At 29.3% G+C, this 23,348-nt stretch carries 25 protein-coding genes, 1 pseudogene and 2 riboswitches; of the genes and pseudogenes, 9 read left to right on the plus strand and 17 right to left on the minus strand.

Annotated features, from left to right (window positions below):
- Nucleotides 1-29: 29 nt before the first annotated feature.
- Both CA_RS14260 and CA_RS14265 read right to left on the minus strand, forming a co-directional pair.
- Nucleotides 30-1,421: pseudogene (locus CA_RS14260) on the minus strand (amino acid permease).
- Between the two features lie 391 nt (nucleotides 1,422-1,812).
- Nucleotides 1,813-3,102, minus strand: a complete 1,290-nt coding sequence (locus tag CA_RS14265) for an NCS2 family permease (RefSeq protein WP_010966057.1) — start codon at nucleotides 3,100-3,102, stop codon at nucleotides 1,813-1,815.
- A gap of 315 nt (nucleotides 3,103-3,417) precedes the next feature.
- Nucleotides 3,418-3,519: riboswitch (purine riboswitch) on the minus strand.
- A gap of 421 nt (nucleotides 3,520-3,940) precedes the next feature.
- Here CA_RS14265 and CA_RS14275 point away from each other — a divergent pair.
- A complete protein-coding gene (locus CA_RS14275) occupies nucleotides 3,941-4,555 on the plus strand; it encodes a TetR/AcrR family transcriptional regulator (protein ID WP_010966058.1) in 615 nt (204 codons plus the stop codon).
- Nucleotides 4,556-4,751: 196 nt separating this feature from the next.
- The gene (locus CA_RS14280) at nucleotides 4,752-6,521 is read left to right on the plus strand and encodes a methyl-accepting chemotaxis protein (protein ID WP_010966059.1); all 1,770 of its coding nucleotides are present in this window, start codon (nucleotides 4,752-4,754) and stop codon (nucleotides 6,519-6,521) included.
- 43 nt (nucleotides 6,522-6,564) lie between these two features.
- Here CA_RS14280 and CA_RS14285 read toward each other — a convergent pair whose 3' ends face one another.
- Nucleotides 6,565-7,428, minus strand: a complete 864-nt coding sequence (locus tag CA_RS14285) for a metallophosphoesterase (protein ID WP_010966060.1) — start codon at nucleotides 7,426-7,428, stop codon at nucleotides 6,565-6,567.
- Nucleotides 7,429-7,542: 114 nt separating this feature from the next.
- Nucleotides 7,543-8,403: a DNRLRE domain-containing protein gene (locus tag CA_RS14290; protein WP_010966061.1), complete on the minus strand. Its 861-nt coding sequence runs from the start codon at nucleotides 8,401-8,403 to the stop codon at nucleotides 7,543-7,545.
- A gap of 319 nt (nucleotides 8,404-8,722) precedes the next feature.
- Between CA_RS14290 and CA_RS14295 the strand changes: the two genes are divergently transcribed.
- From CA_RS14295 to CA_RS14315, 5 genes are all read left to right on the plus strand, one after another.
- On the plus strand, nucleotides 8,723-8,953 hold the full coding sequence (locus CA_RS14295; RefSeq protein WP_010966062.1) for a glutaredoxin family protein: 231 nt from the start codon (nucleotides 8,723-8,725) through the stop codon (nucleotides 8,951-8,953).
- A gap of 60 nt (nucleotides 8,954-9,013) precedes the next feature.
- Nucleotides 9,014-9,178: a rubredoxin gene (rd, locus tag CA_RS14300; RefSeq protein ID WP_010966063.1), complete on the plus strand. Its 165-nt coding sequence runs from the start codon at nucleotides 9,014-9,016 to the stop codon at nucleotides 9,176-9,178.
- 115 nt (nucleotides 9,179-9,293) lie between these two features.
- Entirely contained in the window at nucleotides 9,294-9,491 is a 198-nt protein-coding gene (locus CA_RS14305; RefSeq protein ID WP_010966064.1) for a hypothetical protein, read from the plus strand.
- Between the two features lie 19 nt (nucleotides 9,492-9,510).
- Nucleotides 9,511-9,807, plus strand: coding sequence for a spore coat protein (locus CA_RS14310; protein ID WP_010966065.1), 297 nt, complete (start codon nucleotides 9,511-9,513; stop codon nucleotides 9,805-9,807).
- Nucleotides 9,808-10,071: 264 nt separating this feature from the next.
- On the plus strand, nucleotides 10,072-10,614 hold the full coding sequence (locus CA_RS14315) for a hypothetical protein (RefSeq protein ID WP_010966066.1): 543 nt from the start codon (nucleotides 10,072-10,074) through the stop codon (nucleotides 10,612-10,614).
- Between the two features lie 112 nt (nucleotides 10,615-10,726).
- Here the strand turns inward: CA_RS14315 and CA_RS14320 are convergent, their stop codons facing one another.
- The 8 genes from CA_RS14320 to CA_RS14355 form a co-directional block, all read right to left on the minus strand.
- Complete coding sequence (locus CA_RS14320; protein WP_010966067.1) at nucleotides 10,727-11,659, minus strand: DMT family transporter; 933 nt, start codon at nucleotides 11,657-11,659, stop codon at nucleotides 10,727-10,729.
- Nucleotides 11,660-11,803: 144 nt separating this feature from the next.
- Nucleotides 11,804-13,087: an O-acetylhomoserine aminocarboxypropyltransferase/cysteine synthase family protein gene (locus CA_RS14325; RefSeq protein ID WP_010966068.1), complete on the minus strand. Its 1,284-nt coding sequence runs from the start codon at nucleotides 13,085-13,087 to the stop codon at nucleotides 11,804-11,806.
- Nucleotides 13,088-13,201: 114 nt separating this feature from the next.
- A riboswitch (SAM riboswitch) is annotated at nucleotides 13,202-13,310 on the minus strand.
- Between the two features lie 107 nt (nucleotides 13,311-13,417).
- Nucleotides 13,418-14,182 (minus strand): prepilin peptidase, encoded by a 765-nt coding sequence (locus CA_RS14330; RefSeq protein WP_010966069.1) that lies wholly within the window; start codon nucleotides 14,180-14,182, stop codon nucleotides 13,418-13,420.
- Complete coding sequence (locus tag CA_RS14335) at nucleotides 14,179-14,370, minus strand: aspartyl-phosphate phosphatase Spo0E family protein (RefSeq protein WP_010966070.1); 192 nt, start codon at nucleotides 14,368-14,370, stop codon at nucleotides 14,179-14,181. The genes CA_RS14330 and CA_RS14335 overlap by 4 nt, the downstream gene beginning before the upstream one ends.
- A 66-nt stretch (nucleotides 14,371-14,436) precedes the next feature.
- Nucleotides 14,437-14,739: an MTH1187 family thiamine-binding protein gene (locus tag CA_RS14340; RefSeq protein ID WP_010966071.1), complete on the minus strand. Its 303-nt coding sequence runs from the start codon at nucleotides 14,737-14,739 to the stop codon at nucleotides 14,437-14,439.
- A gap of 168 nt (nucleotides 14,740-14,907) precedes the next feature.
- Nucleotides 14,908-15,573 carry a metallophosphoesterase family protein gene (locus CA_RS14345; protein ID WP_010966072.1) on the minus strand — a complete coding sequence of 222 codons (666 nt, stop codon included), beginning with the start codon at nucleotides 15,571-15,573 and terminating at the stop codon, nucleotides 14,908-14,910.
- 15 nt (nucleotides 15,574-15,588) lie between these two features.
- The gene (locus tag CA_RS14350; protein ID WP_010966073.1) at nucleotides 15,589-16,665 is read right to left on the minus strand and encodes a M24 family metallopeptidase; all 1,077 of its coding nucleotides are present in this window, start codon (nucleotides 16,663-16,665) and stop codon (nucleotides 15,589-15,591) included.
- Nucleotides 16,666-16,891: 226 nt separating this feature from the next.
- Complete coding sequence (locus tag CA_RS14355; RefSeq protein WP_010966074.1) at nucleotides 16,892-17,164, minus strand: hypothetical protein; 273 nt, start codon at nucleotides 17,162-17,164, stop codon at nucleotides 16,892-16,894.
- Between the two features lie 257 nt (nucleotides 17,165-17,421).
- On the opposite strand from CA_RS14355, the gene CA_RS14360 reads away from it, so the two are divergent.
- Nucleotides 17,422-17,586, plus strand: a complete 165-nt coding sequence (locus CA_RS14360) for a hypothetical protein (protein ID WP_010966075.1) — start codon at nucleotides 17,422-17,424, stop codon at nucleotides 17,584-17,586.
- Nucleotides 17,587-17,759: 173 nt separating this feature from the next.
- On the opposite strand, the gene CA_RS14365 is transcribed toward CA_RS14360, so the two are convergent.
- A complete protein-coding gene (locus tag CA_RS14365) occupies nucleotides 17,760-19,145 on the minus strand; it encodes a radical SAM protein (RefSeq protein WP_010966076.1) in 1,386 nt (461 codons plus the stop codon).
- 305 nt (nucleotides 19,146-19,450) lie between these two features.
- Between CA_RS14365 and CA_RS14370 the strand changes: the two genes are divergently transcribed.
- Entirely contained in the window at nucleotides 19,451-20,053 is a 603-nt protein-coding gene (locus CA_RS14370) for an RDD family protein (protein ID WP_275541663.1), read from the plus strand.
- A gap of 86 nt (nucleotides 20,054-20,139) precedes the next feature.
- Here CA_RS14370 and CA_RS14375 read toward each other — a convergent pair whose 3' ends face one another.
- From CA_RS14375 to nirJ1, 4 genes are read right to left on the minus strand one after another with little or no spacing between them, the layout of a single operon-like run.
- Complete coding sequence (locus CA_RS14375; RefSeq protein ID WP_010966078.1) at nucleotides 20,140-20,607, minus strand: siroheme decarboxylase subunit beta; 468 nt, start codon at nucleotides 20,605-20,607, stop codon at nucleotides 20,140-20,142.
- A 4-nt stretch (nucleotides 20,608-20,611) separates the two neighbouring features.
- Entirely contained in the window at nucleotides 20,612-21,064 is a 453-nt protein-coding gene (locus CA_RS14380; RefSeq protein WP_010966079.1) for a siroheme decarboxylase subunit alpha, read from the minus strand.
- The gene (gene nirJ2 / locus CA_RS14385; protein WP_010966080.1) at nucleotides 21,057-22,064 is read right to left on the minus strand and encodes a putative heme d1 biosynthesis radical SAM protein NirJ2; all 1,008 of its coding nucleotides are present in this window, start codon (nucleotides 22,062-22,064) and stop codon (nucleotides 21,057-21,059) included. Before nirJ2 ends, CA_RS14380 begins: the two co-directional genes overlap by 8 nt.
- A gap of 11 nt (nucleotides 22,065-22,075) precedes the next feature.
- Nucleotides 22,076-23,260 carry a putative heme d1 biosynthesis radical SAM protein NirJ1 gene (gene nirJ1 / locus CA_RS14390; RefSeq protein ID WP_010966081.1) on the minus strand — a complete coding sequence of 395 codons (1,185 nt, stop codon included), beginning with the start codon at nucleotides 23,258-23,260 and terminating at the stop codon, nucleotides 22,076-22,078.
- Between the last annotated feature and the right edge of the window lie 88 nt (nucleotides 23,261-23,348).

Below are 23,348 nucleotides of genomic sequence, written 5' to 3' on the forward strand. Positions count from 1 at the left end.
AAGGAGGTCCTTATATCCATATTTTTAAATTACTTAATTTGCTGTTCTTCTTTTTCAAGTGAACTATGCTTTGATCCATAAAAGATATAAACTAATATTCCTACAAGCAGCCAACCTAAAAATGCAATCCATGTTATTGGCTTAAGCGTAGTTAATAGTATTATACAGCATATTATTGTTATTATTGGTGTAAAAGGAACTCCAGGGCACTTAAATTTTCTTTCCATATTAGGCATTTTGTATCTAAGTACTACGACAGCTAAAGACACTACCGAAAAACTTAAAAGTGTTCCTATACTTAAAAAGTTTGTAATAATATCAAGTGGCAAGAAACCTGCTATTATAGCTGCTGTAACTCCAGTTATTACTGTAGCTACATAAGGTGTGTTATGTTTAGGATGAACCTTAGAAAGTGCTTTAGGAATAAGACCATCTCTAGACATAACCATGAATACTCTTATTTGTCCCTAAAGAACTGCTATCATAGTTGATATCATTCCTAGAATTGCACCAATTCCAACTAAAGCCGATCCCCACCTTATTCCAACACTGGCAAGTGCTGCTGGAACTGCATCCTCTGTAACTATTTTATCGTAATGAACCATACCTGTTAAAACAAAAGCCACTGAAATGTACAGTATACTTACAACTGCAAGACAAATTATAAGTCCTCTAGAAACATCTCTTCCTGGATTTTCAGCTTCTTCCGCTGTAGTTGAAATAGCATCAAACCCAATATATGAGAAGAATATAACAGAAGCTCCTGCAAATATTCCTTTAAATCCAAAAGGAGCAAATGGTTTGTAATTAGTCATTTTTATATGCGTAGCACCAAGTACTAAAAACATTACTATAATTGCTATTTTCACAATAACAATTATGTTATTTACACGTGAGCTTTCTTTCATTCCGTAATACAATATATATGTCAATATAAGAGTTATAAGAACAGCTGGTAAATCAACAATTCCGCCCTTACTCGGCGACGCAGTAATAACCTTTGGAAGGACTATCCCTGCATTTTTCAGTATACCTATAAAGGTTCCTGACCACCCCGAAGCAACAGCACTACACGCAACCAAGTATTCTGACGTTAAGCACCAACCCACTATCATAGCTACAATTTCTCCAAAAGTTATGTATGCATATGAGTACGTACTACCTGATACAGGAAACATTGTTGCAAGTTCTGAGTAGCATAATCCGCAAAGGCAAGCTACTATACCTGCTAGTAAAAAAGAAATAATAATACCGGGTCCAGCTTTATGTGCCCCTGTACCTGTAGCTACAAATATTCCTACCCCTACAACCGCACCTATACCAAGTGCTGCTATATCTTTAGTTTTAAGGGTTTTCTTAAGATGGGTTTTTTCAGCACTAACCATCATCTTGTCCAGGGATTTTTTTCTAAAGATTTTCATAATAGTCCTCCTAATATGTATTATAAAATGTCATTTTATTATATAATTAATTAAACCCATATGAAACTTCAATTTTAGCTGTATTTTCATCTAAATAATTGCATTATGTTTAAAAAAGTCGCATTTCTTTGATTTTTATTCAATTCTTTAGTTTATGATTTAAAATTCTCAATATCGTAATTATTGTTCCCATTTATTTATAAATTAATTATTAAAGGCATTTTATATGCTTTTTTTAAAATTTAAGGGCTTATTTTTATCAATTTGTTATCAATATAATATTTACCATTGCTATTTTTTCAATTAATCATAATAAATTCAGCCTATTTATATTTTACAAATAAAAAGAGTCGTACCAAACCTTACTAGTACAACTCTTTTTATACATATACTAAAGAGCAAACATTCCAACAAATAATATAGCTATAACATAAAGTGCTGGTGGAATTTCCTTAGCTTTTCCTCCAAATACCTTTATTACAACATATGATAAAAATCCAAACGCAAGTCCATCTGTAATAGAGTATGTCAATAATATTAATATCAGTGTTATAAATACAGGAAATCCTTCTGTAAAGTCTGAAAAATCAACCTTTGTTATTGGCTCCATCATTACAGCACCTAAAACTATAAGTACTGGACCTGTTGCAAAAGAAGGTATCGCTGTAAGTATTGGTGAGAAAAATAATGATAATAAGAATAAAGCTGCAATTGTAACTCCTGTAAGTCCTGTTCTTCCACCTTCTGCTATACCTGATGCTGATTCAACAAAAGCAACCGGAGTAGAAGTTCCAAGACATGCTCCTAAAGCTGATCCAACTGCATCTGCAGTTAAAACTTTATCTGCATTTTGAACATTTCCTTCTTCATCAAGTAAACCTGCCTTTGATGATAATCCTATTAACGTACCTATACTATCAAATATATCTATAAACAACATTGTAAGTATTACTGGAACTATTCCAATAACTGCTGCACTCTTAAAATCAAATTGTAAAAATACTGGAGCAACTGATGGTGGAAAAGATACTATACCTGAAGGTGCCTTTGCAACTCCAAAAATTATCCCCAGTACATATATAACTAACATTCCTATAACAAAAGAACCCTTTATGTTTTTATTATAAAGAACTGCTATCAATAAAACTCCTATAACTGCAAGTAGCACTGCTGGAGACTTAAGACTAGCAAGTGTAACTAATGTTCCCTTAGATCCAACTATTATACCTGCATCCTGAAGTCCTATAAAAGTTATAAAAAATCCTATTCCTATGCTTATTGCATATTTTAAAGTTTGTGGAACACTATCAAGGATAAGCTGTCTAATTTTAAATACATTTAATACTAAAAATATAATACCTTCGATTAATGATGCTGCAAGAGCTGTTTTCCATGAGAAGTGTAATTGAATACATATAGTATAAGTAAATAATGCATTAAGGCCCATACCTGGAGCCATTCCAAATGGGTAATTAGCTACAAATGCCATTATTATTGTTCCTACAAAAGAAGCTAAAGCTGTAGCTGTAAATACCGCTGCAACAGGCATACCCGTTTTACTAAGAATACTTGGATTTACTATAAGTATGTAGGCCATTGTCATGAAAGTAGTGAATCCTGCTAAGAGTTCTGTTTTAACGTTAGTTTTGTTCTCAGATAAGTGAAAAATTTTGTCTAACATGATTACCTCCTAAAATTTGTTTATTATTTTATTGGGAAACAAAGATAAAATTTAAAATTATGTCCTTAAAAAAATGCAATTGCAACTTTTTAACTTAGCTTCCTACAATTAGTATTGACTAACTATAAACCATTGTATAAAGCATATGATAACTAATTTAAAGAATAAATATACTACTCAAATCATTTTTTTCAATATATTACTTAATTATCCATCAAAATGATTTAGCTATATATGTGTTATACAAAAGTTAACCTTAAAACTATTTTAAAACAAAATAAGCTCCATAAAAAATTATGGAGCTTATAAATATCTAAAATACTTATAAACACCCATAGTCAGACAATTTACGGCAGTCCGGTAGAGACGCTTAGACCATATTTCTAAGCATATACGGGTAATATGTTATTACTTTTCACTATTCAATTATTACAGATTTATATTACACCATTTTTCTATCAAAAGCAACATTTCTTTAAATTTTTTATGAAATTTTGCACACTTTTTTTAATAACTATATAAATTTTTTCTAATTTTGTACGTTAATAAACTAAAACTTAATTTTATTAAATGCTATAAAATGAATGGAACCCTATAAATTATAAAAATCGGAAGTGATCCATTTTGAGGAAAAATAAAACCTATTATATCTCTGCCTGTGTATGTTTTGCTGGACTAATGTTCTTATTTGCATCAATAGTTTCCAAAAACAATCATTTACTTGGTAATAAACTATATATTATTTCTACAGGATTTTTTACTGTTGCCGCTATTTTTAGCTACCATAAGAAAAAATAAAAGCGATAATTTTAGCTAGATTTTCAGAAAGGATGATAGCATGGAAAAATGTAAATATCATCATGGTAATTTAAAAAAAGATATGATAAAAAACGGATTACAACTTTTAACTACCGAAGGCTACGAAGCATTTTCTTTAAGAAAAGTTGCCAAAATGTGTGGCGTAAGTCATACTGCTCCATACAAACATTTTAAAAACAAGGATGAATTGATTTCTGCAATAATTTTTGAGGCAACACAGAAATTTAAAAAATCTCTTGAAGAAACATCTATAAAATACCAACATGATTTCAAAACTCAAGTAATTGAAGTTGGCAAAAGATACATACAATTCATGGTTGAAAACCCTGATTATTTTAAAGTTCTATTTATAAACAACTTAAATAATAAAATAATCATACAAGATAAGAGCATGCTCTGCATTCAAGGAGACTCTTTTAATCCTTTTAAGAATACTGCTTCAAGTTATTTAAGCTCCTTAAAAACTGAGTATAGTGATAAGGATTTAAATTTAAGTATTCTTTCAATATGGAGTACTATTCATGGATTAGCTGCTCTTTTATCGAATAAAACAATTATATATTCAGGTGATTATCTTGAACTAGCTGAGAATATCATCCGCAAAAATCTAAATTGTATAACAGATTCATTGTAATTTTGTAAAAACATCTTAATACAATAACAGGCATAATTGTGTTAATTATGCCTGTTATTTATAATATTGAAAATTATCTTGCTTAATTGTATAATTATTGTAAGGTATATATTTTACATACTTTATTTTAACTAAAATCAGGGAATTTTGTTAACGTTATCTGTATACGATAACAATTATGAGAGGGTGGTACTTTATGTCAATATCTAAAAAAGCTAAAGTAAAAAAATCATTAGGAATTAAAACTAGTTTGGTACTGTCATTTTCTGTAATTATATTTATCACTATGTCCATACTAAGCTTTATGATCTACACCAAGTCCAAAAAAGCACTTACTAATTTAGGTGAGAATGCATTAAGAAACAGAATTAGTATGGCACTTACAGAAATGCAGGTACTACAAAACCAGGTTGATAAAAAAAAGTTATCTCTTAAAGACGCTCAGGAGATTTTTCGTAAAAAAATGCTTGGCCCTAAAAGTTCAGATAAAAAAACACGTCCATTTAACAAAAATTTGGAGCTTAATATAAGTGCTTATATGTATGCAATTGATAGTAATGGTATAGAAACAATGCATCCGAAAAAAGAAGGCGATAATATTTCAGATATGGTTGATCCAAAAGGAAACAACATAGTGAAATTAATAATCAATGAAGGTATTAATCCTAAAAATAAAGGCATTATCCATTTTTATTGGAAAAATCCTGGAGAAAGTTCTATGAAGCCTAAAACCAATGCAGTTGGTTACTTTAAGCCATGGGATTGGTATATCAATGTAGGCGCATATGATAGTGATTTCTATCAACCTGCTAATACCATACTTAATTTCACACTTATTATAGCATTATTAAATTTGATAGTAGGCTCTGGCTTAATTTATGTAATTATATCTAAAAAAATAGATCCACTTAACAACCTAAAAACTGTAATGAAAAATGCTGCTTCAGGAAACCTAAAAGAAAGGGTATCTATAAAACATAACGATGAAATTGGCGATATATCTCTTGCGTTTAATACAATGCTAGATAAAATTGAAACTATAATATCTAATATCAAGAATTCTTCAAATGAAATACAGGATAAATCACAAAATCTAACTTCTACTTCTGAAGAACTCTCATCTTCTACTGAAGAAGTAGAAAAAGTAATTTCAACAGTTTCAAGTGGTGCCAGTTCTCAAGTATCTGACTTAAGTGAAATTTCAGGACTATTAGCTAATTTCAATGACAATATTAGTATAATATATTCCAAGCTTGAGGATGTAAAAAATGAAGGCGATGCTGCCAATTCAAAGATTTCCTCTGGAGAAAGCGAACTTAATACTCTATTTAATTCTATGGACACTATGAAAGAAACCTTCGAATCTGTAGTAAAAAAAATACAAGCTCTTAATGAATCGATAAATGAAATAATAAATACTACAAAATTCATAAATGAAATTTCGGAGGACACAAATCTATTAGCCTTAAATGCAGCAATAGAAGCTGCCAGAGCTGGCGAAGCTGGCAAAGGTTTTTCCGTTGTTTCTGAACAAATACGAAAGTTAGCAGAACAAACTCAAAATTTAACAGGCAAAATAACCACCTTAACTGAGACCATAAATACCAATACAAAGGATGTTATCTTAACAACACATAATATGCAATCATATTTTGAAAATCAATCTTCTTCAGTAAAAAATGCTTCCATTTCCTTTAAAAACATTTTTGAATCCATTAACACTATAATTCCTCTTATTAAAAATTCATATGATTCTATGAATGAAATTGCAGCTTCTAAAGATTTAATCTTATCAAAGGTAAACACTTTAAATTCTGTAGCTATACAAAATTCAAAAACCTCTGATGATGTTACTGCCTCTTCAACCAACCTTTCAAATGCATCCCAAGAAGTAGCATTAGACGCTCAAAATCTTAATATTATAGCAAATAATCTTTTAAATACTGTAAATAGCTTTAAAATATAGTTACTAAAAATAGATAGGTAGAAGTTAAAATAATAACTTCTACCTATCTATTTTTTAAAGTAATGACTGTGAGCTCCGGTCTATTGAAAAGTCTAAATCCAAAGCCGCCTCTTCCGAGTCCTCTACTAACTATCATATTTGTATTATTCTGCTGAAATCTCCCACTACAGTATTTTGGAAAAAATGTATGTTCCGGTGAAAACACACCTCCTATTAAAGGTAGTTTAATCATTCCTCCATGCATATGTCCGCATAACACAAGATCAGCTTTCCATAAATCATACACATTAAAGAAAATTGGATTATGTATCATTAAAATATTATAGGCATTTTCATCAGATTTTCCTACACTTTCTTCTAAATCTTCTAACCTAAATTCTATGTTCTTTGATTCTTTTTTCATCATATTCCTATAATATCTTAACTTCATTGTACTTCCATATAAATTTATTTTCTTATTTTTATATAAAATCTCTCTTTTTCCATTTTGAATAACATCTACTTTTATCTTCATTAAATCTGCCATCATATTATTGTACTTATGTGGATTAATTAGCTGTAAATTTTGTTCGTGATTTCCAACAATAAAATAAACCTTATATTCCAGGCTTAATTTTTCAAGCAAATTTATACATACATCATAATTTTCATCATCATTTATCATATCACCTGTAACCATTATTACATTTGGATTTATTATCTTTATTCTTTTTATTAACTTTGAATTCTTCTTTCCAAATTCTTTACTATGAAGGTCTGCTAACTGAACTATCTTAAATCCATCAAACTCCTTTGGCAATTTCTTCGATGATAATTTGTAATTAACAACCTGAAAGATATTGTTATCTATAAACAATTTTAAACTTAACAATGTCACAACTATAATTATAACTATCCATATTAACATTAATTTTCTCTCCGATTTGTTTTTTTGTTCTTAAGTATAACATATTATTATATATTTAATCAAATAAACTTATACATGAAAATTAAGGAATTTTACATGTATAAGTTTAATATATTAAATCAAAATAGATGGACTTATAGTAATATTGCTAGGTTTATCTGTTTCGTGTGATTTATAAGCTACTCTCATAAATTTCATATTTCCTCTTGATGTTATAACTGTTGTATCTAGAGGGCCTAAAATTATAGGACTTTCAAAGGTTAAACCATCATAGACCCACTGTGCTCCATCATTACTCAATTGTATTATAACTTCTACACTATTAGAACCATTGTTGCTAATTGCAAACGTTCCACTGCCTATTCCTAACGGTATTGGATTAGATGCTAAAATACTATTCGAGGTAATATAACTTTCCATAGTATAAATAGTCAACACCCTTCCTGAAGAATTAGCCGAAAATTGAACATTTAATCTAGGCCATAAGCTACTGTTAATAGCACTTATTCCAGCAAAACCAACTATAGAGCCGCTGTTTAATTCATCTCCATGAATCATCACTCCAAGATTGGCTACACTGCCATTATGCCATTGACTTGTTATATTTGATAAATCAACATTAATAAATTCATTTATCTCATTAGTCATATTCGTAATTCCTACATAATTAGTATCTATAATAGGTTGAGTATTATAGGTTACAGTATTAATAGAATATTTTTGTAATATACTATAAAATTTAATAGATTTTAACTGTGAATTATAATTATAGCTCACATACAATTTAAGAGTTGCAGATAATATCGACTCTTCAATTGGAATAGATGATATATCAAATACAACGATTCCCCTATAAATATCTGCTGTATTAACGTTTCTGCCTACAAAAATAATATCTGATGTGCTGTAGTTCTTCGTTGGAGTCGCAGAATAAATATAAGTTGTACCAGTTGCAGCAAAATTAAATTCCCCCACTTTTTTACCCCCTATAGTTAAAAAAATTCATCTCATACTATATTATGATTTAAAAACATTCAAGTTAACATATTACTTAGCAATGTTAAAAATTTTTTTCTGCCTTATTTAAAATTTTCTCTTCCAAATAAAATTTTATTATTTTGTTTATTTTATTATTAAGCGCATATACTATATTTTAATAGCATATTTTTATTTAAATCTATCTATTGCTTTTTTTGGATAAAGTGCTATAATATAATTAAGCGATAACAATTATTAATTAATATTAATTATTATACGAAAGTGAGGCGAAGCTGTTGTATTAACAGCGTATATTATGGTAAAAGTATATTCAACAACATCATGCCCATGGTGCAAAAAAGCAAAGTCCTACTTGGCTTCTCAAAATATAGATTTTATAGATGCAAATGTTCAAGATGACATGAATGCAAGAGATGAAATGTTAAATCTATCACATCAAAGCGGTGTTCCAGTAATAAATATAGACGGAAACATAGTAGTAGGCTTTGATAAAGACAAGATTGATGAACTTTTAAATTTAAAATAAATAATTATAAGGATATACCATTTAAAAAATGGTATATCCCAATAAAAGGAGGCAATTATAATGAAAAAATATGTTTGTGTAGTATGTGGTTATATCTATGATCCAGCCGAAGGTGATCCAGATAATGGGGTTAATCCAGGAACTTCTTTTGAAGATATTCCTGATGATTGGGTTTGTCCTTTATGTGGAGTTGGTAAAGATCAATTTGAGCCATCTGAAGAATAAAAAAAATTGAACGAGTAGATATTTTATTAATGTCTCCTCGTTCAATTTTTATTGTATACATTTATTGAAATTACGTATAATAATTTTAATAATATAAGTAATGGAGGTATTTAATATGCAGTCTTCTAAATTAGCACCATTTGAAGTTCTTCATTTAACAAAAATATTAAATAGTGAGATAACTACATATAAAAAAATTGATTCCGTATCTAAAATGACTACAGACGAAGATTTAAAGGCGTTTTTTAACAAAATGAAAGATGAGCAAAAAAATAATATAAAATCAATACAAAACTTTATAGGTGATGAGTAATCTTATGGGAGGTACTTTTATGAAAATAATAGAAAACTTAACTGGAACAGGTGACAAAACACTTACAAATAAAGATATAGCGTCAGATTTTATGATGAATTTAGATGATTTTATAGTTTCTTTATCTACTGCTACTTGTCAAACTATGAACCCACAATTAAGACAGGTATTTGATGCTCAACTTATTTCAGCTATAAATAATCAACATAATCTTTCAGATATGATGGTAAAAAAATCTTGGTATCCAGCATTTGATGATGCTTCTCAACAATTGAAAAATAGTTATGTTGATTCAAAACGTATAATGGAATCATAAAATTAAAACGCCAGTAAAAATACTGGCGTTTTGATGAGGACAATATCTATATATCTTTGATTAGAATATTACATTAAAAATATGTACTATATATTTCTTTTATTAAAACAATCTATTAATAATTAAATTTTTTCATATATGTATACAACTTGTAATTTCATTATGTATTACACTATTACAATAGTACATATTTTTAATAAAACTGTAAACTTCTTCTGACTAATTTCATACTATACTCATGAAGTTAATTTTCAGGAGGATTATATGTACTATAATAAATATGTATGTGCAGACATATCATCAGATGAAACTTCACCTTCTAATAAAGACAGTCGCCACCATCATCATAATACTAATAATCACAATAATAACCATAATCACGACCACGGATATGAGACAGATGATGATTATGAACATGATATAAATTTTCATTCCTGCCCATTTATGAATTATCTACCCGTAATGTATAATCAAGCTCAAATGAATGCTGGGAATCCATTTTATCCTATGGTTTCTCAAGGAACGCAAAGTGTATATCCTCTCTGTCCTATGATGCCGCAGATGATGAACTATCCAAATCAAAATTATTCTACATGTTCTAGTTGTGGCAACAGAGATTTTGATGATTATGATGATCAGCAATATTATGACAATGACTATGATGATGATTACGATAGTGATGATCTTTATGATAATGATGATGGATACAGGAATCATCATAGGAGAAGGAGAAGAAGAAGGAGAAGAAGAAGACCTTTATGTCCTTATTTTCCATATTGTAAAAATATGTGGTGGCATAATCATTAGAATCTAACCTTATAGTTAGTGTAACCTACATTTAAACTATAAATATCCCAAGCTGATTTCTCTTCTTGGGATATTTTTTCACTCCAAAATTATCTTTAATTTTTTCCATATCTTAATTGTTTGCAGTCGGCTTTTCAATATATACAAGTACTATACCAAAACACACTAAGATAAGAGCAGCTAAATTTTTTAATTGAAGGATATTTTCTTTTAAAAATATTCCAGATAAAAGTACACCAAATATAGGTATTAAAAAATTAAAAGCCGATATTATTCCAACTTTATTATATTTAAGAAGTGCTGCCCATAATGAAAATGCAGTTGCTGAGAGTACTGCCAAATATACTAGCAGGGATATTGATTCAACATGAAAACCTGTTAAATGCCCACCATTAAAAAATCCCAAGACTGCAAGAAAAGCCCCACCTATAAAAAGCTGATAGCCTGTTACTATCATAGAATCTAATTTCTGTGTTATTCTTTTACCATATATACTTGAAACCGAAAGCACAAAAGCCGCTGCCATAATAAAGCCCTCTCCCTTAAATGAAAATGAGAACTTTAAGATATCAGAATTAAAGTTGGCAACTATAACACCTATAAACCCTATAATACAGCCAATAATTTTATTTATATTAAGCTTATCATTCTTATATATAAAATTTGCAAGTATTATACTAAAGAAAGTTCCAGTACTGTTCATTATAGAACCTTTAGTCCCTGTTGTGTATCCAAGCCCTACATAAAAAAATATGTACTGCAATAAGGTTTGTGTAATTCCAAGCACAAAAATTTGCACTATATTTTTTTTATTAAAAATTTTCATATTCCTGTGAAGTATTATAGATATTATAATAACCATTATTCCTGCTAAGGCAAACCTGTATCCTGCAAATACAAATTCGCTTGGTACATCATTTGATTTTATATTAAATAGTTTGTACCCTATTTTCACACCTGGATAAGCACTCCCCCACAGGAAGCAGCAAATAGATGCAAATAAAACCACAAGTTTTTTATCAGTGAAAATTTTTTTAGAATTCATTTTTAAGCATCCTTTCACTTATATCTTATGTAAAAATCGCTAAAGATGAAATATCTTCAGCGATTTACGTAGAAGTTATCATATAAATATGATAACATAATTTCACATATATTCAATTATTGTATACACCTTTTATTTAAGCAATTAAGCTTGTTCGAGAGCTTGATTTAAGTCCCATATTAAATCCTCTGCATCCTCTACTCCTATTGAAAGTCTTATCATATCTGGAGTAACACCAGCTGCTTTTTGTTCTTCTTCATTAAGTTCAGCATGAGTTGTACTTGAAGGATGTATAACAAGTGATTTTGCATCTGCAACATTTGCCAAAAGAGAGAATAGTTTAACACTATTTATAAATCTTTTACCAGCTTCAAGTCCTCCCTTTATTCCAAATGTAAATATTGAGCCTGCACCCTTTGGAAGATATTTATTTGCTAACTCTTTATAAGGACTTTCCTCAAGTTCAGGATAATTTATCCATGAAACTTTTGGATGGTTCTTCAAGAATTCAACTACCTTTCTTGTATTATCAACATGTTTTTGAACCCTAAGTGAAAGTGATTCCAACCCTTGTAGGAAATAAAAAGCACTTTGTGGACTAAGCGTTGCACCTGTATTTCTTAAAAGTTGAACTCTTGCTTTTAAAGCAAAAGCAGGTGCACCTAGATCAGCATATATAAGTCCATTATAGCTCTTATCCGGTGTTGTAAAATCAGGAAACTTTCCACTAGCTCTCCAATCAAATTTTCCACCATCAACTATAATTCCACCTATAGTAGTTCCATGTCCTCCTATAAACTTTGTTGCTGAATGTACAACTATATCTGCTCCAAATTCTATAGGTCTTATAAGATACGGTGTACCAAATGTATTATCGATTATAAGTGGTATTTTATTTTCATGGGCAATTTTAGCTACTGCCTCTATATCCAAAACATTTATTCTTGGATTTCCAATAGTTTCCCCATATACAGCTTTTGTCCTATCATTTATTGCTTTTCTTATATTTTCAGGATTATCTGGATCTACAAAAACAACCTTTATTCCAAGCTTCTTAAGAGTAACCCCAAATAATTCATATGTTCCACCATATAAGGTACTTGCTGCAACAATTTCATCCCCAGCACTTGCCACATTTAAAATAGCATAGGTAATTGCTGCAAGTCCTGATGCTGTTGCAAGTCCAGCAACTCCGCCCTCAAGAGCTGCTACTCTTTGTTCAAATACATCAGTTGTTGGATTCATTATCCTTGTATATACATTTCCAGGTTCTTTCAATTGAAATAAATTTGCTGCATGATCAGCATTTTTAAATACATATGATGTTGTTTGATAAATAGGTACAGCTCTTGATCCTGTAGTTGGATCAGCAACTTGTCCTGCATGAACCTGTAATGTTTCAAAACCAAATTTTCTTTCTTCACTCATTTTTAAAATCCCCTTTTTATTATATTTTAACTTCAATATCTAAACCTAAAAATATATAAAATTAAATCCTCTTCTTAGTTGAAGAGGATTTTAGCTTTCTAAAATTTTATAATCCTCTTATCTCTCAAAATTAACTTTGCAGGAATTAACACCATACATCTAATTAAAAAATGCTGGTTGTTGGGTTTCATAGGGCCAGTCCCTCCACCTCTCTTGATAAGACCTTATCATAAATATATTCAATTTTTCCTACTATTCATATATGAATCGTTTATTTTACTTTATGATTAAATTATATCATTTTATATAAATCTGTCAATAGATTTTCAATTATAAAATTAATTTATTATAAAAATCCAAAATATTTTGTCCATATAATATAGTTATAACGGATGCTGCTGCTACAAAGGGTACAAAAGCTATATAGTCCATTCTATCTTTAATTTTAAGTAATATTAAACCTATTGATACAAATCCAGCAAGTACAAAAGATATAAATAACATAAACATTCCAAGTTTCATTCCTAAAAATAGTCCACACATAAGTAAAACCTCAGCATCTCCGCTGCCAAACGCTGGCATGTCAATTATCTTTTTAGTAATAATATTTATTAAAACAATTACTCCTGAATACAAAAAAGCAGCAAATAAATAACCGTAAATATGATTTTTATAAAATATATTTATAGCTATAAAAATTATACCTGATATTATACCTGGCAGAGTTGTACACAAATATACATTTGTCGTGTCTAAATCTATAATTGAAATAATAAATAAAAATGAAAAAAGTACTATGAATTTAAGCGTTATTAATTGATATCCATACTTGAGGTATATCGCCAAAAACATAATTCCTGACAAAAATTCAAATGCAAAATACCTATATGATATTTTTTCTTTACAGTACCTACATCTTCCTTTTATAATAACATAACTAATTAATGGCAGAAGATCATACCACTTAAGCTTATTATGACATTTAGTACAGTTAGAGGGAGGATATATAATAGACTCTCCCTTTGGTAATCTAGCTATACACACATTAAAAAAGCTTCCAAATATAGTTCCAATGATAAAAATAGTTATAATCATTTAACTTTACTGTATCTTTTTCTTATTTTATCAACGAGCCTGTAATACTCATTTATTTCTTTGTTTAGTGCACAGCTATTTCTTAGCACTAACTTATCTGTAAGTTTTGCATTTTTTCCATTTATCTCATTGTACAAATTATCTCTCAAATTTTCTATATGTTTTAACAATAGTTTTACATTTACCATAATAAACACCTCAACTGTTATTATTTACATAAAAGTGTTTATTATTCATATTGAAAAAAATTGGTTTTATTTTAATTTTTCTCTAACAGAATTTAATTTTTGCTCCATCGATGCCTTCTTATCACGTCTATCATCTATACTTATGGATGTAATTACTCTTTCTGCTCCATTTTCAAAAGGAATTTCATGCATTTTTCTTATAACCCTAATTATTGTATCAATTTCACCTTCAAATATTGTACACATTGGAGTTAATTTGTATTTTATTTCCTTTTCAGCTTTAAGTATATTTTCACATGCTGCTACATAGCTGCTTAAACTAGTAGAGCCTGTTCCTACTGGTATTATTGTTGCTTGCGCAATAGCCAATTTAATCGCCTCCATATTTTTATAAAATTAAAACTCTTATGAATATTATACCTCAACTTACAATAGTTTTTTTCTCAAGCCTATAATTATTCTATTTATATAAGCCTATTATTTGCAAAATAAATAAGGTTAATGTAGCTTACTTAAGCCATAACATTAACCTCATTATTAAACGTAAAACTCTTTGAAATCCTCTAGCCTTAACATGGCCAATTTTCCTCCTGCCTTATCTCCATAAACACAACCACAGTCAATATAAAAAGTGTTTTTTCTTCTCAATATTTTTACTTCTGTTGTATTTTTTATTGATTGAACAGGAGTGTGTCCACATATAATGTTATATCCTTTAATTTTCTTTTCTTTACCTATGTTATGCCTACTCCACAAAACAGTTTCTTCAAGCTGAAAACGCAGTATCTCTTTGATACTCAATTCGCTATAAAATGGTGGAAAATGCAACTGTGCATGTACTAAAATATTATTATCTACAACCTTATATATTGGTAAACTTTTAATATATTCATATAGCTTATCATTAAAGGACTTACCTCTTTTTATTATCTCATTAAAGGTTACTTTTCCTCCATTTAAGAACCATAAATCTGGATTTTTATCTTCATAATACTTTTGATACATATATTCATGATTTCCTTTTATAAGATATACATTTTTATTTTCATATATATAATCTAGAATTTTTAAAGGTTCTGGTCCCCTATCAAAAATATCACCTATAATATATAGCTCATCTTTATCAGAAAATCTCACTAGTCTAAGCAGTTCAGTAAACTTATTATAACATCCATGCAAATCACTTACCACATACCTTGCCATAAATCGTCTCCCTGATTATTGTAGTATCTTAAGCTCTCTACTAACATTATTTAAAACTTCACAGCCTGTTTCGGTTACAACTACTAAATCCTCTATTCTAACTCCACATTCCCCAGGAACGTATATACCCGGTTCTATTGAAAATACCATTCCTACTTGAGCTTCTATATCAGAATTACCTCCGACTGAAGGAAACTCATGATCTTCTATTCCAATATTGTGCCCTGTTCTATGTGTAAAGTACTTTCCATATCCTTCTTTTTCGATTACTTCTCTAGTCACTCTATCTATATCACTTAATTTCACACCTGGCTTTACAGCTTTTTTTCCTGCTTCATTTGCTTTTTTCACTGTTTCATAAATCTTTTTCGCCTCTTTTGATGCCTCTTTATAGAAAAAAGTTCTTGTCATATCAGAGCAGTAATTATTATATACTCCTCCCATATCTATAACTATAGTATCTCCATTGTTTAGCTCAGTGTCATCAGGCATGTGGTGAGGATCTGCTCCATTTTTACCATAGCTGCAAATAGTATCAAAAGAAAGTTTCTCTATTCCGTTTTTTTCAAATATTCCTTGTATTACTTTAGCCATTTCTTTTTCAGTTTTATCTTTATTTATATAATCTACTAATTCCTCCATAACCTTATCATTTATTTTTGAGGACTCCCTTAAAATTTTTATTTCCTCTTCATCCTTTATCATTCTTACTTCATCTACAATTGGAGAGGAATTAACAAAGTTCATATTTGATTTTTCCATAAGTTCAATTAAAAAATGTGCTGGCCAATTTTTATCGATTCCAAGCGTATCGTTTTTATCTATCTCATTTAAAAGAACTGGTATTGGCTCTTCACTATCGTCATAGGTTATGATTTCACTATTATCTAACCCTTTACTATTCTTAAAAAGACTGTTCATGATAAAAGTAACCTTACCATCTGTATTTATATACATAGCTACTAACCTTTCTCCTGAATCTATAGAAGCTCCTGAAAGATAAAATATACTTGAAGCTGAGGTTACAAGCATTTGATTCAATTTATGTTTTTTCATATTTTCTATTACTCTTTTTATTCTACTATTATTCACAAATTTCACTCCTCTTTATTATCCTTATGAATACATTTATCAATATAAAAATAACCGCCATTACTATATAGGAGAATTGTTTTTATACTAGCTTTATTTCCCTATACTAGGCAGTTAAATCACGTCTTATCTATGTAATAATCAAAGGTGAATATTTATAAGTGGCAGATGTCCTTATACATCTATCCACTTAATTATATATATCCTAATATAGTGTTTTGATGTATTATCCACCAACCTTCAATTCTTTATTTTTTACACTTGATACTTTCAATTTCTCAATATAACTCTCGTCATCGCTAATTCTTATCAAATTTCCTATAAAATAAGGATTCTTAGGGATCTCTTTAAATATAGCAAAATTTATTAACATCTTTGCTGTATTAATTTTCTTGACGTGTGTGTGGCCTTTTTTAAAAACTTTATTTGTATTTATTACTAGATAGTCATTACATACAGGCACTATTACATATTTGTTTCTTTTATAGATTTGATTCATATTTATCACCTTCATTTTTTTAAATGAATACCTAAGTTACGGTATTAAGGTAAAATACAAAAATCATGAAATTAACTAATATTTATAACTAACCCCTGCACAAAATATTACTTTCTATATATTTATTATACATTTATAAAAAATATTTATCCACAATAATTTAGCAATATAATGAATTAATTTTTAATTTGGAAGAAGACTACTATAGGAACACTATCTAAGACATAAACTTTTTTACATGTAAAGGAGGTTTAAAAATGCCAAAAGAAAAAAAGTATCAAAAAAAATCTGCTACAAATAATCAATGGTCTTCACTTCCCGAAGAAAATTTTGATAAATCTCAATCTAAAGGTAAAAGTGAAAAATCAGCTTTAAATAATCAGTGGACTTCAACTATAAAAAACTCCACTGATGATAAATAATGAGTGGTAGATTATCCCAAACACTACAACTCAAATAAATTTCTTAGAAAATTACCACAACAAAAGATGCCATACTTTAACAATGGCATCTTTTTATTATCTGAAGGGTTTCTAGTATAACTTTATCAATAAAGCTCTAAACATTAATGTTTTAAAAACCCCACCTATTACTATTACCCTTTTGCGAAATCATCATTTCCTTTCTCGTTAAATACTTCTTTCCAAGTTTTTTCTGCATAAGGTGCAAATTCCTCTGCTGTCTTAGTTATCTTCTCATGGAATTCACTGTCATGAAGCATCTTCTCTGCTCCTAAATCATCAGGCTTTGCCCCCACCTCTTTACATACATCAATTATAACATCAGTATTATCAATCATCATGCATGGTCTAAGCATATTCTTATTGTAAGGTTGTATAGCCCTCAGTTTTTTAAAGAATGGATCTCTAAATGCATCTATTAGGTGTCTTCCTTTTAAATTTACTGTTGAAAAATGTGAAAATATACATGGTTCAACATCTTCTCTTGAATTTACATGAAAATAATATTTTCCTGCTATACATCCTCCAACATATGGTGCATCATTGAAAAAATCTATGGTGAAATATGGCTTTGTAGCTCTTATTTCCCTTGATCTCTTCCCAAGATAATCTCTTTGCTCTGCTGTAAGCATCATATCAAAATCAATTGTCTCACCATTTACAGGCATAAACAAAAAATACCAGCTCATCTTAGAGCCTTTTTCAATTAACATATCCGTGAATTCATCACTGAGCACCGTATCTATATTTGTCCTTGTAACCGCTGAGGATACTCCAAATAATATCCCTCTCTCATTGAGCATATCCATAGCTTTTAAAACCTTTTTATAGGTTCCTTTTCCTCTACGGTCATCTGTATCTTTTTCAAAGCCTTCTATTGAAAGCATTGGTATTACATTTCCACATTTTTTAATCCTATCAGCAACCTGTTCATTAATCAAAAGACCACTTGTAAAAGGAGTGAACATCATATCATTGTACTTTTCGTATATGTCAAGAAGATAATCATTAAAGAAGGGTTCCCCACCTAAAACAATAACATAATATATTCCAAGGTCTCTTGCCTCCTTTATGATTCTATCAACTTCTTCTTGTGGAATATCATCTTTTTTGCTATAACTTGAAGCATAACAGCCCTTACAATGAAGAGAACATCTCATAGATGGGCTTATAAGCATAACAAAAGGTATCTTAGTATCTTCCTTTTCTAAGTACTTATCCTTTTTAGGTCCAGCATACCAATTAGCATTTGCAAAAAAATTAGTGAAGAATTTTTTTAGACATTTACTATCTGTATTTGTCAAAATATCTTGTATATACTTGTGTTTGCACTCATCGTTGTTGTAGTAATCCTCAACAACAGCGATTTGTTCTAGCGCCACTTTATCCTTCTTGTTTAACTTTTTTACAGCTGCAAATATCTTATTTACATTCTTTTCTGGATTCTTGTCAAGATAATCAACTACTTTGTTTACTATAGCTTGCTTAGCAGCCTTTTCCAAAGCATTTTTTATCTCCATTGGAATTCCTCCTAGTAAATTAATACATATGACTAATATGAATGTCCTTAAGTTAAAGTAATAAATATTAATCCTATCATATACATTATAGTATTTAGGTAATACTTTTAACACATATTTCCTATACAACTTTTTCCTATGTAAATACCTTATTCCACAAATTTATTTTACATTATAAGGATATATTACGATATTTTTTTTGATGTGACATAATTATTATATAAAAATACATCATTTAAATTGTTATATTAAATTTTTTCATATATAATTATGTAGGTATTACTTATATGGAGGGCATTACTTATATGAATTTAGGCACAAATGATAAATTACCAAAATTAAATACTCACTACTCAAGTTTATCAAAAAGATTAATGGCTTCTTTCTTCGATAATGTAATAATATCAGCCTTATCCTATCTTTTATCTATTATTATTTTTATTATTATGACTATTTTTTCCTTCAGATATTTGGATGAGTTTATTAATCATATATACTTAATTTATTTTTCACTACATTTTCTAGTAGCATTTTTTTATTACATAACAATGGAAAGCTCCTCTTTTCAAGGAACTCTAGGGAAACTTATCGCAGATATTAAGGTAGTTAAGCTAAATGGTGATAAGGTGTCTATTTTTCAGGCTTTTTGCCGCTTTTTTATTGCCAATATCCTATTATATCCAGCATATTTTTTCTATGCACTTGTACTTTATAATGTCTCAAACCAAATAATTATAAATCATTCCTGCAATCCATATAAAATTAATTCTTTTTATTTTTATGGACTAATTTCTTCATCATTAATATACCTCATATATAAATTAGTGATGCTAATTACCATATTAATCTCTAATAAAAAACAAGGTATTCATGATATTTTAATAAAAACCTTAGTAATTATACGTTAAAAAGTGACAGTTCTTGTCTGTCTCTTTTTATATGTATAATAAAAAAACAAGCTAAGCATCTTATTAGAAAACTTACCTTGCATATTTTAAACAAAATATTTCATACTTTTTTTCTTTAATTCCTTTAGAGTATATAAAGCTTCAAATTCTTTTACACCACTTAACTTTACAATATTACATATAGTATTTTCACAACTTGCTCTATTTTCTCCATGAATCATAGTATATATATTATATTGCCACTTACTACATGATTTCCTTTTATAGCAATGGCTTACTTCCTTAAAGCTTGCCATGATTTTAACCACTTGTTCTATTTTATCCTCTGGAACCTTCCATACCACAAGAACATTTGATTTAAATCCTACATTTGTATGTCTAACTATAGCTCCAAATCTGCGTAGAATACCCTTTTTAAAAAACTCATCTATCTTATTCATTAATTCTTTTTCAGAAATTCCAATCTCTGAAGCAATTTGTTTATATGGTTCTTCAACTATAGGAATATCCTCTTGAAGCCTCTTTACAATTTTTATTTCTAAAGGACTAAGCATATCTTCACTCCTTCACTTTAAAAACTGCATTTATTTTAAATACTTTCTCTGCCGGTAATTTTAGTATTTCTTCAATTTTAAGAGTGTCCTTAAGTTCTTCTAAAAATTCTTCAATCTCTTTTTCTGATTTTGCCGTTATAGTAAACCAAACATTATAATAGTTATCGCGTTCATAATTGTGAGTAACTCCTTCATATCTATTTATAACCTTAACAACTTCATCTAAATTCTCCTTTAAAACTCTTAGTGCACATAGTACAGTATGATATCCTAAATTTTTAGAATCAAATATTCCTCCTATTCTTCTTATAAGACCATTGTTCTTAAGCTCTTTAACAATCTGTATCACTGTTTCTTCAGTTATATTAAGCTTCTTTCCAATTTCTAAAAACGGTCTCTCAGTTAAAGGAATTTCAGTTTGAAGCATATTTAAAATTCGAACTTTTTTTTCATCCATTAATTTTGTTCTCCTCATACTCATTATAAATACACCATGTGTCAGAAGCCATAATATCTCCATTATTATAAAAGGCTGCACGCGCCCTACACCCACCACATTTATTTTTATATTTACAAGTGCCACACTTTTCCCCATATTCCATTGTTCTAAGCTTTTTCAAAATAGGACTTTCCCTCCATATTTCTCCAAACGATTTTTGTTTTACATTTCCAGCAGAAAAATTTAAATATGCACAAGGCTGAACATTTCCCGTAGGACTAATAATACAATATTTTATTCCTGCAAGACATCCCTTCTTAAATCTAGTCTTAATATTATTTTGCTCTGCAATTCTCACAAATTGAGGAGCACAAGTAGGCTTTATTTCTATATTTGCATGTGCTTGCTTTAACATTATCTCCTTAATTAGATTTTCATAATCATTCTTGCTTAAAATTTGCTCCTGAAGCTCTGCTCCCCTACCCGTTGGCACCAAAAAAAACACATGATGAGCTGAAGCCCCTAAATTCGCTCCAAAATCGGTTATATCTTTTACTTCATCTTTATTCCATTTCATTACTGTTGTGTTTATTTGAAACGAAATACCAGCCTTTTTCAAATTTTCTATTCCAATAATAGTGTTTTCCCATGCTCCAGAATAATTTCTAAAACTATCATGCTTTTTTGCCTTTAAACTATCTAAGCTTATCCCTGCACGCATAACTCCTGCTTTTTTTAATTTTTGGGCCGCCTCTAATGTTATAAGCGTTCCATTGCTACCTATAACACATCTTAAGCCAATTTTTGAAGCATAGCCTATCAATTCGTAAATATCATCTCTAAGTAAAGGTTCCCCTCCAGAGAAAATCATTATTTTAAATCCTGCCTTTGCTATCTCATCTATAAGCTTTTTTCCCTCAGTTGTACTAAGTTCTCCCTCTGCACCCTTTCCAGAATCTCTATAGCAATGTTCACAATGCATATTACACTTATTAGTAGTATTCCAAGATATAATCATACTAAATCACCTCAAATCAATCCTTCATTTTCAGAAACACCTATTTCATTATTTGTTAAATAACACGCTGGATCTGATGCCCAAAAATCCCCTGTAACAGCTTCTGCTCTTGTTCTAAAATTCCCATTACATATAGAAAGCCATTTGCACTTTCCACATCTTCCTTTTAATAGTTTCTTCCTATCTTTAAGCCCTTTAAGAATGGAATTTGAATAATCAGTCCAAATATCTTTAAATTTCTTATCTTTAACATTTCCAAAGCTGTGGTTTGACGTAAATTGATCAGGATGTACATTTCCTCTATAGTCAACATTTGCAATAGCTATTCCTGAACGATTACCCCCATTTATTTCAAGAAATTTAAGAATATCCTCTTCTTTATCCTTAAATTTATCCTTTGCTTTTAAGTAAAGATAAACAGCATCTGCGTAGTTATCCACTGTCAATATTTCTACTTTATTTCCGAGCTCAAGAGTTTTATCCATAATTAAATCCATTGCTGCTCTGGCCTCTTTATTAGATATGTCTTTATTAATCATTGAGCTTCCTCTTCCTGAATATACAAGATGATAAAAGCACACTCTATCAATTTCTTCTTTTTTAATTAATTTAAATATACTTTCAATTTCTCCATAGTTATATTGATTTATAGTGAATCTTAGTCCAACCTTTTGTCCAACCTCTTTGCAATTTCTAATTCCTTCAATTGCTTTATCATAAGCTCCCTTTTTCCCTCTAAAATCATCATTTTTTTCTCCTATGCCATCAATACTTATACCAACATAACTTACACCAGCTTTTTTTATCTTTTTAGCAGTTTCTTTATCTATAAGCGTTCCATTTGTTGAAAGTGTGCTTCTTATATTATTTTTTTTAGCAAATTCTATAAGTTCAAATATATCCTTTCTTATTAAAGGTTCTCCTCCTGAAAATATTATTACAGGAACTTTAAAATCACTTAAGTCTGCAATTAAGCTATATGCTTCCTCTGTTGAAAGTTCATCCTTATAGGTTTTTCCATCAGAACCAGCATAACAATGCTTACATCTTAAATTACAAGTTTTTGTACAATTAAAAACTACAACAGGTCCTAAATTACTTGTAGCTCCATTTTTCTGATTTTTTGCTTCTTTTACATATCTTAATTTATCTCCGTAACTCTCACTTGAACATAAAAGTTTAGATATTCCTATCATATACTAACTCCTTAGTTTTAAATAAATTTTCTGTAAAGTATATTTACAAAGCTTTGAAATTATTCTTTAATACTTTCACTTTACAGCT

Source organism: Clostridium acetobutylicum ATCC 824 (genome assembly GCF_000008765.1).
GTDB classification, from domain to species: Bacteria; Bacillota; Clostridia; order Clostridiales; family Clostridiaceae; genus Clostridium_S; species Clostridium_S acetobutylicum.